At 51.7% G+C, this 14,865-nt stretch carries 13 protein-coding genes; 6 read left to right on the top strand and 7 right to left on the bottom strand.

The window, feature by feature from the left end; all coding sequences use genetic code 11:
• From ENI00_RS17645 to ENI00_RS17660, 4 genes are all read left to right on the top strand, one after another.
• Positions 1 to 591, top strand: a 591-nt coding sequence (locus ENI00_RS17645; protein ID WP_304105336.1) for a glycosyltransferase family 9 protein, incomplete at its 5' end; no start/stop codon positions are given.
• Entirely contained in the window at positions 584 to 1,966 is a 1,383-nt protein-coding gene (locus ENI00_RS17650; protein WP_304105339.1) for an O-antigen ligase family protein, read from the top strand. The genes ENI00_RS17645 and ENI00_RS17650, both read left to right, overlap by 8 nt.
• Entirely contained in the window at positions 1,963 to 2,907 is a 945-nt protein-coding gene (locus ENI00_RS17655) for a glycosyltransferase family 8 protein (protein ID WP_304105342.1), read from the top strand. The genes ENI00_RS17650 and ENI00_RS17655 overlap by 4 nt, the downstream gene beginning before the upstream one ends.
• Complete coding sequence (locus ENI00_RS17660; RefSeq protein ID WP_304105345.1) at positions 2,897 to 3,862, top strand: glycosyltransferase family 8 protein; 966 nt, start codon at positions 2,897 to 2,899, stop codon at positions 3,860 to 3,862. The genes ENI00_RS17655 and ENI00_RS17660 overlap by 11 nt, the downstream gene beginning before the upstream one ends.
• 34 nt (positions 3,863 to 3,896) lie before the next feature.
• Here ENI00_RS17660 and ENI00_RS17665 read toward each other — a convergent pair whose 3' ends face one another.
• From ENI00_RS17665 to glnE, 6 genes are all read right to left on the bottom strand, one after another.
• Positions 3,897 to 4,412, bottom strand: coding sequence for a sn-glycerol-3-phosphate transporter (locus tag ENI00_RS17665; RefSeq protein ID WP_304105348.1), 516 nt, complete (start codon positions 4,410 to 4,412; stop codon positions 3,897 to 3,899).
• 59 nt (positions 4,413 to 4,471) lie between these two features.
• A complete protein-coding gene (locus ENI00_RS17670; RefSeq protein WP_304105351.1) occupies positions 4,472 to 5,251 on the bottom strand; it encodes a hypothetical protein in 780 nt (259 codons plus the stop codon).
• A 285-nt stretch (positions 5,252 to 5,536) separates the two neighbouring features.
• A complete protein-coding gene (locus tag ENI00_RS17675; RefSeq protein WP_304105354.1) occupies positions 5,537 to 6,295 on the bottom strand; it encodes a hypothetical protein in 759 nt (252 codons plus the stop codon).
• A 385-nt stretch (positions 6,296 to 6,680) separates the two neighbouring features.
• Positions 6,681 to 7,085, bottom strand: a complete 405-nt coding sequence (locus tag ENI00_RS17680) for a DUF6165 family protein (RefSeq protein ID WP_304105356.1) — start codon at positions 7,083 to 7,085, stop codon at positions 6,681 to 6,683.
• Positions 7,086 to 7,182: 97 nt separating this feature from the next.
• Positions 7,183 to 8,109: a branched-chain amino acid transaminase gene (locus ENI00_RS17685; RefSeq protein WP_304105359.1), complete on the bottom strand. Its 927-nt coding sequence runs from the start codon at positions 8,107 to 8,109 to the stop codon at positions 7,183 to 7,185.
• Between the two features lie 79 nt (positions 8,110 to 8,188).
• Positions 8,189 to 11,092 (bottom strand): bifunctional [glutamate--ammonia ligase]-adenylyl-L-tyrosine phosphorylase/[glutamate--ammonia-ligase] adenylyltransferase, encoded by a 2,904-nt coding sequence (gene glnE, locus ENI00_RS17690; protein WP_304105362.1) that lies wholly within the window; start codon positions 11,090 to 11,092, stop codon positions 8,189 to 8,191.
• 78 nt (positions 11,093 to 11,170) lie between these two features.
• On the opposite strand from glnE, the gene ENI00_RS17695 reads away from it, so the two are divergent.
• Positions 11,171 to 12,340 (top strand): potassium channel protein, encoded by a 1,170-nt coding sequence (locus ENI00_RS17695; RefSeq protein ID WP_304105365.1) that lies wholly within the window; start codon positions 11,171 to 11,173, stop codon positions 12,338 to 12,340.
• 23 nt (positions 12,341 to 12,363) lie between these two features.
• Positions 12,364 to 13,719, top strand: a complete 1,356-nt coding sequence (gene mgtE, locus ENI00_RS17700; protein ID WP_304105368.1) for a magnesium transporter — start codon at positions 12,364 to 12,366, stop codon at positions 13,717 to 13,719.
• Here mgtE and ENI00_RS17705 read toward each other — a convergent pair.
• Entirely contained in the window at positions 13,716 to 14,606 is an 891-nt protein-coding gene (locus ENI00_RS17705) for a CYTH domain-containing protein (RefSeq protein ID WP_304105371.1), read from the bottom strand. The genes mgtE and ENI00_RS17705 overlap by 4 nt on opposite strands.
• Positions 14,607 to 14,865 lie beyond the last annotated feature (259 nt).

A 14,865-nucleotide genomic window follows, 5' to 3' on the forward strand; every position in this document is an offset into this window, starting at 1 on the left:
GTTTCAGATGCTGACCGGAGTTTCGCGTCGACTCACCTGAGGGAGGATCGTAAAAATCTCATTATCAGCCCCTGCGCAAGCCATGTGCTTCGCAACTGGTCAGTGGAGCGCTACGCGCAACTGGCTGACTATGCCGCCAGCCACCATGGAATGAACGTCATTCTGGTTGGTAGCCCCGCGGCTTTCGAAACCGATTTTTGCAATGCGATTTCGGATCAAATGCTGCAACCTGTCACCAATATCTGCGGCAAGGATACCCTCAAACAGTTGACGGCTTTGATGGCGGCCGCTGATCTCGTCGTTGCGCCAGACACCGGACCTGCGCACATTGCCAGCGCCATGGGCACCGATGTTTTGGGTCTTTATGCCGCGAGTAACCCGGATCGGTCCGGCCCTTACAACTCTCTGCCCTGGTGTATTAACCATTATGATGAAGCATTGGAAATACATACCGGTAAGAGCGTTGCATCGGCCCGCTGGGGAGCAAAAGCAGAGTTTGAAGGCGCTATGGATTTGATTGAGGTGGACGAAGTCTGCGCGAAGCTTGATGCATGGGTCGCGCAACGAACGGGAGAACTCTCCAATGTCTAGCTCTCCAATGGTTAAGGCCCCGTTCTTATCAAAGCCTGCATCCTGGCTGTTTCAAAAAAGTCATGGCGAAAAACTGTTCGTTGCCGCTCTGGCGATCTATATCTTTTCCTATCTTCCCGCTCTTGCAGCGTATCGTGACGCAGAGAGCGTCATGATTCTGGTTTTTCTGTGGCTGGTTTTTGTTGCAGGCAGAAAAACCGGGTTGCGATCCCGCGTACTCCATGACCCTCTGTTCCTGACGTGCGTCGCGATGCTGGTTTTCCTGATTCTGGCAAGGCTTTGGTACACCTACAGTTTGCCGCCAGGGATTGATCCGGAAATTCGTGAAACCCGATATTTTTTGAAGCCGATAATGGCGTTTCTGGTTGCTCTTGGCCTGGGGGTTATTGCACGCCCTTATCGTTGGGCCCTTATGTTTTTGAGCATACTCGGGCTTGCCGTTTACTTGCTAACGACCGTTGGGACCCACTATTGGAGCAATGCTCTGGCAGGCAGGCGGACAGACTTTGGTATCCACAATGCGCAGCACACCGCCATGTTCTTTGGCGCGGCCCTGATCGGCATCGTCTGTTTTATGGCCAGGACCGTCAACGCCAGCTCATCCCGTTGGCGACTTGCGACTATGCCTGCTGTTGTTCTAACGTTCGCCGTAGTGGCCTTCGGATTTACCGCCACCGAGACTCGCGCAGCCTGGCTCGGTCTTTTCATGGCCGGCACTATTGGCCTGGTGACGACCGCCAGCCTGATGTGGATAAGCAGAAAAAAAATCTATAAAGAACGGACCAGCAAAGCCATCGTTGTTCTCGCACTCCTACTCATGTTTGGTACGTTGCTTGCCGGACTGAACACCTCAGAACGGTTCAAAGATCCTTTTAACCATCAAACTCTTACTTTGGAACAATACTTCGCTATTCCGGATTACAACTCCGACCCGCGCACCAGCCGCGGTGTTCGGCTACTTTCCTGGCGAGTGGCGCTGGAATGGCTGAAAGAGCGTCCGCTAGTGGGCTGGGGACCGGGCAGTGCCGAAGACCTGATCGACCACTCCGATTTTTTTTCCGATTGGTTCAAGAAAAACTTCGGTCACATGCACGATTCATTCGTTGAAAGCCTTGTGGCCAATGGGCTGCTTGGATCGGCTATTCAGTTGGCCATGATAATCTGGCTGGGCGTCGCGACTTTTATCGCCCATCGAAAAGGCCGAATGCCCGACGATGTATTCGTTTTTGCCCTCAGTTTTTTCGGATTCTGGGTGGCCATTAATCTTTTCGAGTCATACATCCTGTACACCACAGGGCACTATATCAATGCCGTCGTGGGAGGATTTATTTACTCATTTTATCTTCAGTCGCACGATGAGGACGTAAACCAATGACCCGCCGAATCCATGTTGCGGCCTGTTGTGATGAAAACTATGTCCCCTATGTTGCCGTGATGATGCTATCGGCGCTGTCCTCAACGGCGGGAACACCGATTACGTTTCATCTGATTAACTGCAGCATTTCTCCACAAAGCATTCGCAAACTCCAGGATCTCATCGACCGGCACAACGGCCAACTCGAGATTTACCAACCCGATGACCAACTCTACCTGGGTCTGCCAACCCTGCGGTATGGGGAAGCCGTTTACCAACGCATCAATTTGCCCGAGTACATACCCCTAGACATTAACCGGATACTCTATATAGACGCCGACACGCTGGTACTGGGAAACCTGGACGAGTTATGGCAACTGGACCTGAAAAATCATCTCGCTGCAGCCGTTGAGAATCTGTCACCAAGAGCCTGCAAGGATATCGGTTTTCCTCGCGCTGAATACTTTAACTCTGGTGTTCTGCTGATTGATCTTGAAGGCTGGAGACGAGAGGGAATTCATCATCAGGTTACCGATTATGCGCGGGAGAATGCACACAAGCTGCAGTATGTAGATCAGTGCAGTCTGAATGCGGTGCTCCGGGGGCGCTGGCTGCGGCTAATGCCCGACTGGAATCAGCAGTCCGATATTTACAAAGTCGTAAAGAAATATCACGAAGGGAGCTCCTACACGCAGCAGAGCATGGAAGACGCGATTCTGGACCCAAAAATCGTGCATTTCACCGGCAAAAAGAAGCCCTGGAAAGTCTACTGTTTTCACCCTTTTAAAGCGCAGTATAAGAGGCTTCTCGAAACCACACCCTGGGCAGATCTTCCCCCGCCAGATGCCGCGTTCAGGGTTTACCTGAGGTACTTTTTCGCCTTGAGACAACGCTGGAAGTCCCACAAGCGACTATCAGCCATCAAAAAATTTCAACGGAGTAAGCCGCGCCATGACACCTGAACAACTCCGAAGCCTGCCTCCCAACGCCGTTGGCATTGTTGCAAGCTCTGACGACAATTATGCCCCCCACCTGACCGTCCTGTTCTATTCATTGCTGGCAAACTGCTCAGCACCAGAGCGTGTCTCGCTGTTTTGCCTGGACGGTGGAATCTCCGACGAAAACAAAGCGCGGATGAACCAGGAAGTTAAGACACTGGGCGGTTCTGGTGTGGATTTCGTCTCGTTCAACAGTGATCGATACGACAACCTGCCGACAATCAAACACATAACGTCATCGGCTTATTATCGAATCTCCATTCCGGAAATATTCGATGACTCCGTGCATAAATTGATCTATCTGGACTGCGATATGATCGTCAAAGGCGACATCATCGAGTTGTGGGATACTGACATCGCTGATTTCCATATTGGCGCTGTCGAAAACCTGTCGGGCCACACTTATAAAAAACTGGGAATTCCCCAAAACCAGTATTTCAATTCCGGCATGCTGTTGATCAACCTGGATCTTTGGCGGCGCGATGGAATACCGGAAAAAGTATTCAGATTCAAAAAAGAGAATCCTGACAAAATAAGCACCAACGATCAGTGCGCGCTCAACGGTGTACTGCACGATAAATGGAAACACCTGCATCTTAAGTGGAATCAGCAAACCGGGCTGTATCGGCCCAGCGAGCAAACGGCTGCTTTCTCCCCAAGCGAGATCGAAGAAGCAACTCTCTCGCCCGGAATCATCCATTACATCGGCTGGGATAAGCCTTGGAGAAAAGTACGCTTCCACCCGTTGGCGAATGAGTATGACCGTTTTGCCGACAGGCTCGAGACATCACCGCGAATAAAGCCGGGGTTTGGCGATTACTTGCAGGCGTATGCGTCTGTATCCCGGCTGAAGAAGTTACGGCGGCAACTGAAGTGGCAGGCCTGGTACAAAGAAAAAGGTTACGACCTGTACCGTTAACATCACATCGAATGAGCGATACTCAACGGGCTTCTCAATCAAATTCATAGCCAAATGTAAAAATAACGGCCGCCGTACCAAGAAAAACCGTTTGAAAATTTGCCTTTCCGTATTGGTAGCCTAATGCCGGCAGCACCGCTAAACCGAGGCCATTGTAGTTGAAAGGCACCTTCTTTTCGTACTCTCCGCGATAACCGTAAAGTGGGCCGCCGGTCAGTTTGACGTAAAGCCCGTCGGCAACCTGGGGAAGAAACCAGCGCCGGCCAGCGTAGACATAAACGCTGGTTTGGTAGAACGAATTTCTGAAAACGGCAGCACCCAGTTCCCAACGGTCAGCGTTCTCCCATTCAACACCCAACAGCGTCGGCCATGAGTTTCTTTTGGTGTCCTTATCGTTTTTTTGCCAATGCAACACATAAGGACCACCCTGCAGCATCAGGCTCTCACCGTCGCGAAGAACATCCGCGTGAACCTGGGCAAACAGTTGAACGACTAGCAAAACCAGCACCATCCAATACCGTCTACACACAATAAAATAACGTAAAAACAAAAATATGCCTCCTGATAAACCTGTAATGCCAGGACTCGAAATGAGAGTTTTAGACCTGATTAACGTCGTTCTGAACCTTCAGTCACATCTATTTTACTAACGGTAAGATACGCGACAATCGCAATTATTATTGCGAAGAATACGATATTTATCGTTCCCGCACTAAACCCCATGCCACCATCAGCAGGTGCTTGAATCAACAAATCTCCCAAAGATGCACCAATGGGTCTGGTAACGATAAACGCTATCCAGAACGCAGAAACCGCACCCAACACTTTTGCATAAAACAACGCACCAGCAACGGCAAATATTCCACCGAATAACATTAATGAATTCACGTAACCAAAATTAATTAATTCGGATACGGTATCGCCCACACCTGTCCCAAGAGCGAATGTAATCAGCACAATCAACCAATAAAACGCTTCTCTTTTATCGTTTGTTATTTCATGAATAGACAACGTGCCTTCAGATCGATACCACAGATAAAATCCTCCGGCCATGAAGATAGAAAATATAATATCCAGACTGATCAGACTTACAGAGAAATCGTCAACTAAAATATCCGTTATCAGCGTGCCTTCGATACTCATCATAACGATTAAAAACCAATAGGCAGGTGCAAAATATCTCTTGAATTTAAAATTCCAGAATATTGCTGCGACCGTAATCACGCCCATTAGGAGCGTTGTTCCCATCAGACCGACATTAAGATTCACCGCAACAAAATCGGCGGCAGTTTCGCCAACGGTGGTTGATAATATTTTAACGATCCAGAAAAATAACGTCAGTCCTGCAACTCTGTTTAACACATGCGCTGCTTTTTCCTGCATATCCATTCTCCTTTTTCCAGTTAGTTCATCAACAAACTTACATCTCGGATTCTTGCCGGACCAATTTCGTAATTGACATCAAGGGACCAAGGTTTTCGAGTAAACACAATGGAGATCTCTGTGCCTTTTTCTGGACGTTCACGAATCAGTATTTCTCCAGTGCGCCAAGAAATGGATTGAATATCTTGGCAATTTCCTCGAATTCAATATCTTTGAAACCACCGAAGTAGGGGGAGCGGACACTCCAAAAAACCACCATTCCATACAATTCTCGATCACCACATTTTCATGCTAATGAGCTTTTTTAGCCGCCCGCTGAGGCAATACCACAATAAGAATCGCTATTACTACTAATAGCAGTCCGCTCGCAGCATAGCGGCTGAAATCTAAACCACCCTGAGCAATCGGCTTGTCTAAAAAGTCACCGACCACCGCTCCCAAAGGCCGAGTGAGGATAAATGCGCTCCAAAAAAGTAACGTGCGTGATACCGAGGTGAAATAGTAGACTCCGGCAACCAGGAGTAGACCCGCTCCAAAAATATACGCTGCTCCGACGTACCCAAGACCAGCAGAGTCAGCAGTCCAGTCACCGAGCGCAGTACCCAGCGTTTGAGAAAACATAATGGTTAACCAATAAAATGCCTCGACTCCGGGTCGATCGACTGAACTGACGTCAATAGAGCCAAACGATCGATGCCAAACGAAGAGCGTCGTGGCGAGAAGCGTCGCCAATAACGTGGATCCGCCCAGATAGCCGATACCTAAGGAGCGATCTGCATAATCCGCCAGAGTTGTTCCAACAGTTGTCGAGGCAATGATGGTTGCCCAGTATAGAAAAGGATGGAATTTGTTTGCTTTAATTTGTGCTGCAATAAAAATAACAAAAATCGCGAGAAAGATAGCTGTTCCAACAAAATAGCCAAGATTCATCGACATCGAAACAGCGTCACCCCCCGTTTCACCAAGAGTAGTCGCAAGAATTTTTACAATCCAAAACCCGAGGGTAATTTCTGGAACTTTGCTAATCGCGTATTCAGCGTCAGTCTTCATTGTGATCCTCGGTGGCTTTGGATGTGATTATCAACTAAGTAGTAGCTTAACGCTTAAGCGCCAAGCGACATCACGGACGAAAACAGCCACAAACTTTTATTAATTATTACTCATCAACAAAAGTAAGCGTCTCCGGCATAGGAAGGCCACAACCCAGAAAACCTCCCCATGAACAAGAGATCACAAACCTGTTCTCGATCTGCATTAAAGGTCGCATGCTCTCTCATGGCAGACACTTTAACGAACGAGCTGTCAGCACGGCGTTCAGCAAACGTCGGAAAAATGTCAAATCAACGAAGGTCGTTTCAATTGGGGGGGGGGAGGGACAGATGAGCAGATCGGCCAGCCAGGCTCGTCAATGAGCCAGGCTGACCAACGAAATTCTCTATTTTTTCGCGGTGTAATCCTGATAAGATTTTTCCTCAACAAAGCGGGAACCAAGCGCCAGGTTGATGTCTTTTTTCAATGCCGCTCGCTTGTCGTTGGTGACATATACCGCACGCGCCAGCTCAATAAATTTCGGGCCGAAGTTCTGATCTGCCTCCTCATCCCGAATGTCGTCTTCGATAACCCAGAGCTCTTCGTTGACCGCTTTCAACTGCCTGCGCAATTCTGCAATCGTGCTTTGGTCTGTTACCGCCTCGTTCCAGGTCACGCTTAACTCATCCAGCTCAAGCCGGACATTTCGCACCTTCGCCTCATCCTTGATGCGCTCGGATTTGATCTCAAGGATGGTGATCTTGTCGAGGACTTCGCCGAAAGAAACCGGAACTTTAATGACATCAGTCATTTTCTGCACCTGCCAACGTTATGAATTCAGGAAAAAGGAAGCCGCTCGGCTGCTCCATGGCAAACGGCGGCTCTCGCTATAGACAGATCATTCGCGCTCAGCTTTTAACGGGCGTCAGCCAGTCACTGTGCTCAGGAAGTTTCCCTTTAACTGCATCAAAATACATCGACTGCAGCTTCTCCGTAACCGGCCCGCGTTTGCCCGCACCAATAACGCGGCCATCCAGTTCACGAATCGGCAACACTTCTGCCGCGGTGCCTGTAAAGAAGGCTTCGTCTGCGACGTATACTTCGTCGCGGGTAATACGGCGCTCTTTCACGGGAATGTTGAGATCCGCCGCAAAATCCAGAATGGTCTGGCGGGTGATGCCTTCCAGACAGGAGGTCAACTCAGGCGTGTGCAGAACACCGTTGCGCATAATAAAGACGTTTTCGCCTGAGCCTTCAGCCACATAGCCTTCGTTGTCCAGCAAGAGTGCTTCTTCACAACCACTGGCGACAGCTTCGTTCAACGCCAGCATGGAGTTGATGTAGTTGCCGTTCGCCTTGGCCTTGCACATGGTGATGTTAACGTGGTGGCGTGTATACGAGGAGGTGCGGACTTTGATGCCCACTTCCTTCGCTTCCGGGGCCATGTAAGAAGGCCAGCTCCAGGCGGCGACCATTACGTGAACCTTCAGGTTGTCCGCACGCAGACCCATACCTTCGGAGCCCAGAAACACCATCGGGCGCAGATAAGCCTCGTCCAGGTTATTCTCACGAACCGCTGCGCACTGCGCCGCATTAAGCTCGTCTTTGCTGAACGGCATTTTCATGTTCAGGATGTGGGCAGACCGGAACAGACGATCCGTGTGATCGTTCAGGCGAAAAATAGCCGGGCCGTTCGCGGTGTTATAGGCGCGTACGCCTTCAAAACAGCCCAGGCCATAGTGCAAGGTGTGAGTCAGGACATGGACTTTGGCGTCGCGCCAGGGAACCATTTCACCGTCCAGCCAGATAACGCCATCGCGATCAGCCATCGACATTCTTCGTTGCTCCTAAAAAAGCGGTTTTCGGGGAAAATGCATTCTAGCAGGAAATTTTGACAGAACGACACCCGGCCCGCTACCCGATCATGATTTTCTGCCAGGCAGACCGTATGTAGCGTCGCTCGTCTGCAAACGCATCACCGGCAACCTGGCTGTTAAGGTTTTGCAACGCTCGCCGGTGGATACTTGAGCGCAGCGCAATGTACGCTGTGCGCAGTTTTTCCGCATCCTCCACCGGCAGCACACCCGCGCGGCCCAACTCCTCCATTTGCCGAATATTATCGGACCACTGGGTCAGTTCCGGGTGCTCCTCACACCATGCAAGCACGAGGTATTGCACCATAAACTCCATATCAACAATGCCACCTGAATCGTGCTTGATATGGAAGATTTCCTCGCGCCGGCTTTCCGGAGTACCCAGGCTGGCTCGCATTTTTTCACGCATCTCTACCACGTCCTGGCGCAGCTTGTTTTTATCCCGGCTCAGACACAGTATGTTGTGCCGGATGATCTCAAAACCGGCGAGTGTTTCGCGGCATCCTGCTAAACCACGAGCTCGTGCCAACGCTTGATGTTCCCATGTCCAGGCGTCTTTGCGCTGGTACTTTTCAAACGCCTGGAGTGTACTTACCAGCAACCCCGAATTGCCCGACGGTCGCAGCCGCACGTCAACGTCATAGAGCTGCCCGGACGGTGTCTGAGCATTGAGAATATGAACAATCCGTTGTCCCAAACGCGTATAGAAAACGGCATTATCAATGGGCTTGTCGCCATCCGTTACCAACTCCGGATTCGCATTATGAACAAACACCAGGTCCAGATCCGAGGTGTAGCCAAGCTCAATACCTCCCAGTTTGCCGTACCCTATAACCGCAAAATCCGTGTCACGATTAGCACCGTCAGCGCGCCCCGGATAGCCATGGCGACTAGCCAGATTGGCAAAAGCCACATCAATAACATGATCAAGGACAACTTCAGCAATCCAGGTCAGGTAATCACTTACCTTCATCAACGGCAGGGTGCCCTTGAGTTCAGACGCGGCAACGCGAAGTGAGTGCGCTTTTTTAAAGTGCCGTAGTGACTCCATCTGGCTTTCCAGATCGTCATAGGAAATTCTCAGCATTTGTTGGCGCAAATCGTCCTGAAGTTCATCTCTTGCCGGCGGATGATAAAGGCTCTCGGCATTGAGCAGCTCATCCAGCAACAGCGGTGTTTCTGCCAGTTGCCTCGCAATTAAAGGGCTCTCGCTGCACAGCTTGACCAATTGGGTTCGGGCGCCCGGATTCTCCAGCAACAACACCATGTAGGCGGTTCGTCGCAAGATGGCTTCAACCAGTTGCAACACGCGAGACAAGGTTTCTGATGGGTTCTCCACGTCCGTTAGCGCCTCCAGCAGAACGGGGATAAACTGGTTCAGGCGTTTGCGCCCCTGGGTTTGCATGGTCTCAACCGTACGACTGTCGCGCAGGCTGCTGATTGCCTTCAGGCTTGCGATTGGATCTTCGTAGCCATGCTGTGCCAACCACTCAGTGTCTGAGGCCTCATCGACTTCTGCCAGCCATAGTTCGAACCATCGCTCATCAAGAGCTGACTGCGCATCCGCCTCATCTTCTTCGGTGGCGATAATATTGGCGAAATGCGTGGCAACTTTTTCCCGATGCAACGTCAGCGCTTGCTGGCAGTGCGGCCAGTCTTCAAACTCCATAATCAGCGCAATTCGCGCCCTCGAAAGATCGTCTTCGGGCAAGAGCTGGGTCTGTTTGTCTTCCATACCCTGTAAAGCATGCTCCAGATTGCGAAGAAAAACATAAGCCTCCCGGAGTTCGCTAATGACGTGCTGAGGCAGCAGCTCAAGCGCCTCGAATTCCTTCAGAATGATCAGCAGTTCGCGCTGTTGCAATTCCCTGTCTCGACCGCCGCGAATAAGCTGGAAGGCCTGAACCACAAACTCGATCTCCCGGATACCGCCACTGCCCAGCTTGATGTTGTTTTCCAATCCCTGCCTGCGAACCTCTCGGCTAATCATTGCTTTCATGGTACGCAGTGACTCAAAGGCACTAAAATCAATGTATCGGCGATACACAAAGGGCCTCAGGCTCTCCATAAGAATCTGACCGGCGTCCAGATCGCCCGCAACCACCCGCGACTTGACCATGGCGTAGCGCTCCCAGTCCCGACCCTGGTCCTGGTAATAGGTTTCCAGCGCGGCGAAACTCAGCGCAAGCGCGCCACTCTGCCCGTAAGGCCTCAGGCGCATGTCCACGCGGAACACAAAGCCGTCAGCTGTGATCTGATCCAGCGCTTGAATCAGGCGTTGGCCCAAGCGAATAAAGAATTGTTGATTGTCGAGTGAACGCCGGCCACCTCTGGTTTCGCCTTTTCCGGGAAACGCAAAAATCAGATCTATATCCGAGGACACGTTCAGCTCACGCCCGCCCAGCTTTCCCATTCCGATCACAATCAGCGACTGCGGCGCCTCTGCACCGGACACCGGATCAACGCCCCAGGGCGTCCCGTACTGTTCGCAAGCCTCGCCGTGCAGCCAATCCAGAGCGGCCTGAATACAGACCTCGGCAAACGCACTGGTCGCAGCTATGGTTTCGGGCAAGGCGGCCCAGCGCATCAGATCTCGCCAGATAATACGGAACTGGATTTCCCGCCGGAAACAGCGCAACGCCGAGTGCAAACCGGCCTCATCCGTCACATCCACCAGGTACTCATTACAGCGAACCTGAAGGTAATCCGGCGTTGTTGGCTCGCTCAGCAACCGGGATTCGGTAAGAACTTTCACCTGCTCCGGGTGCCGCTCAAGGGTTTGGCTCAAAAACAGGCTTCTCGCGATGGCCTGGGCAACAACGTCAACCGAGATGCGGGTGTCGTTTAGCAGCCAATCCGGCGCGCCGTCAGGGAAAATCGACTCCCAACGTGCAGCAACATCCTCTGCCAACGGCAACGGCAGGCAACTCCATGGCTCGGACATAATGCAAACCCCTGTTTCTCTGTTATATTTCCGTTACTGTATAACGAACTTACCCGAGACTGAACAGGCCAACACCGGATGCTGAGAAACCGCTTTCCTCTTAATGCCGAACATGAGAAAAGCCATATACCCATGGGTGGACTCATCAGAGTGCGGGTGAAACGCCTGTTTATGATTCTGTTAGGGCTGCTGGTCGCCCAGATACTGATCATTTGGGCGGTTGAAGACCTGACTTTGTTCGAGTCGCTGTGGATGACCATGACCACCATCGCTACCGTAGGCTACGGTGACTATGCTCCCGTGACTTACATAGGCCGACTTAGCACTATCTTACTCATGTTCGTTGGTGCCATCACGCTGCTGACCCTTATTGTCAGCGACTTTATCGAGTACCGGTTCTACCGCCGGGAACGCATTCTTACCGGACGCTGGATCTATAAAATGAATAATCATATTGTCATTATCAATACGCCAAAGAACGGCGGCATGACCTACTTCATGCGCTTTGCAACGCAAATCCGCTCGATACAAGGCTATGAAACGGTTCCTATCATACTGCTTACCCTCGAGTTCTCGAGTGGCCTCCCTGCAGAGTTATCCGACCTGGGCATCGTGCATTTCCATGGCTCCGGATTCGATCCCGATGCACTGAAAGCCGTGCATGCAGGAAGTGCACGACACGTTGTTGTGCTCTCGGCAAACGAGTCAGACCCCCATTCCGACAGCCTGACATTTGATATAGCCCATCGCCTGTGTGAACTGAATCTTGGTCAGAAAACCACGGTGGAATGCGTAACGGATGCCAATCGTAGCCGCCTCAAATCGCTTGGCGTTCGCGCGGTTATCCGGCCGGTTCGCACGTACCCTGAAATCATGGTGCGCTCTGTGGTTGCCCCAGGTTCGGAAAAAGTTCTGGAAGACATGTTCAATTACGAAGAAGACCACCCACATCGCTACGACCTGAAGCTTGATGATCTGAATTGGGCGGATATTGTCAGCGCGCTGATTCGTCAAGGCATTGGTACAGCCCTGGCCTATATCGATATAAACGACGAGGTTGTTTGCCACCCGTCGGTAACACACGAGATTGAGGGTAAAGGGCTTATTGTATTGGTCAAATCAAACGATACGCCGGATATTGAGGTTATAAAAGACGCGCTGGAGCGCTATCGCATGTTTATGGAGAAATGGAGAAAGCTTCAGGAAAATGCGACCATACCTGATTCCCCGGCGTCTCCTGCCCGCTGAACAATTTTGATCAGGCACCGTTTATGGAATCCGTACTGTATCAGCCGCTGGTGGACGCGCTTGCATCCGGCCAGCGCGAGATGGTTGTTGACGCAGCAAATCTGTTCAACGCTGCGGATCTTGCTGAATTTATCGAGCAGAATCTCGAGCAAAACGGCCAGAGTGATACCAGCAACGACCTGTTTCAGGCTCTCCCCCTGCCCCTTCGTGCAAAGGTTCTGGGTTACACCAACTCGGACACCCAGCTTTTACTGACAGAAGCAACGCCTCTGACCGAGCTCGCGCTGCTTACCGCCGAAATGCCATCGGACGACCGGGTCGGCTTTTTCAATTTGTTGGACGAATCCCGTCAGAAGCAGCTGATCAGAAAGCTCGATGAGGATGATCGTAAAGACCTGATCACCCTGCTGGCCTACACCAAAGGCACCGCGGGCGCTTTGATGAGCACCGATTACGCCGTGTTTGAATCCGGCATTACCGCAAGCTCAGCCATCGATATTCTGCGCAAAACAGCAGAAGACAAAGAGACGATATATCAGTCTTACGTCATAGATGAGGAGCAGATACTGATGGGCGTGGTATCCCTGCGCCGGTTGATCATCGCGAAGCCAGACACGGTTATTGATTCCCTGCTTGCGACGGGCCTGGTGTCTACCCACACGAACACATCTCAAGACGATGTTGCCAGACTGATCGCCAAGTATGATCTGCTGGCCCTGCCAGTATTGGATGATCATGACCGCCTTGTAGGTATTATTACGTATGATGACGCCATGGACGTGATCGAAGCGGAAGCCACCGAAGATATTCACAAAGGCGGATCGGTCAGCAATCTGGAAACCGGTATCACAACTGCCTCCCCCTTTTCGCTCTACCGCTCCCGAATTCAATGGCTGGTTATTCTGGTATTCGCCAACATTTTCACCGGTGCCGGTTTAGCACATTTTGAAGGCATTATCGGCGCCCATCTGGCACTGCTGTTTTTTATGCCGCTGCTGGTGGCAAGCGCCGGAAACGCAGGTGCACAATCGGCCACCCTGGTGGTGCGCGGCATTGCAACGGGAGACGTGGTAAACCGTGACTGGGCCCGGCTGTTTAAAAAAGAGTTGCTGGTGGCAACCGCCCTGGGCCTGACCATGGCTGTGACCGTTTGGACAGTGGGCCTATTCCGCACAGAAGTCGCCATTGCCACAACCGTCGCGATTACCATGATTGCCGTTGTTCTTGCAGGCGGGCTAATTGGCATTTTGCTGCCGTTGTTACTCAATCGGTTAGGCGTTGACCCGGCTGCCGCGAGCATACCGCTCATAACAACCATTGCAGACGTGAGCGGCGTGATGATTTATTTCAGTATCGCCACCCTCATTCTGGGGCCCTAGCGGTTGCTTTGGGCGCGCACCAACAAGCCAAGCTGGCACTGACCCAGTTCTGGTTTACCGAGCAAGCCCCCGAGGGCGCCGCCCTTGGCCAGGTACTCGGCCAAATCTGAAAAAGCTTGCTCCAGGCCGCACGCTTTTGCCTGCCTGCGAAGCAACAAAAGATCGATACCTTCCAGCGATACGGCACCGTGCTCAAGCCATGCATGGCTTAGCCGATGCAACAATCGGTGCATGTCGCCGTGCTTGCTGATTTGATCGCCGGCGTTTTCAATAATAGCAGGCGCTGGCATGCGCACTCCCGCCAAGAAATAGCCTTGCTCCGCTTTGCTGATCAGGTTGAGAAAAACCGGGCAATGCCGGGCAAGCCTGTCGGCCCAGACCAAAAGACGGGAGGAGTCGCCGGATTTAAGCTCAAACTCAACTTCGTGGAGGGGCTTTTGATGGTCGCCTACGATAATAACGCCGCTATCCACTGCACACTCGATCAGGGCCTCGCCGTCGTCCAACATGACAATCTGTCGGGTAAAATTGGTTTCGAAAACCGGCGCCAGCCGTGCCAGGTTTATGCCATTCCCAAGCGGTGTGTCTGCCAGCAATTCCAGCGACAGCGAAGGCCCGCAAAGCGGCCACTCCCACTCCTCGCGACGATGTGCACCGTTAACGAACTCACCACGGGTTTTGAACGTCTGTATGTACTGATCTCCGGACTGGCGCACCCGGAGCGCAGCCTTTTGATGATTGAGCTCTGCGCCTGGCGTGTCGTAGTAACGATTGACCAGGGATTTACGGCTTCCTTGTGCAGCCTCAGGCCGAGCCCGCAACCAGTCCAACGCTCTTGGAAGGTCTCCAGGCTCAAGGCTCAATTTGATCTCCAACTCTTGTGCCATATCGCTTACCCTTTGGATTCCAGAAAACAAAAAAGCCGGTGGCCCTGAGGCCACCGGCTTCCAATACTACCTGATTAGCTTGTTAGCTGATCAGAAGTAGTAGGTAGCACCAACGTAAGCGTTCATTCCACGACGTAGTTGACCTACTTCACGTCACGAAGTGGTCGTAGTAATCCCGGCGAGACCTTGTACTGTTTTCTGCCATCATCACCCAGCACGATCACACTTTTGCGGTTGATCTTGGTGACAATCCCCAACA

The organism is Marinobacter antarcticus, assembly GCF_011049865.1.
Classification (GTDB): Bacteria; Pseudomonadota; Gammaproteobacteria; order Pseudomonadales; family Oleiphilaceae; genus Marinobacter; species Marinobacter antarcticus_A.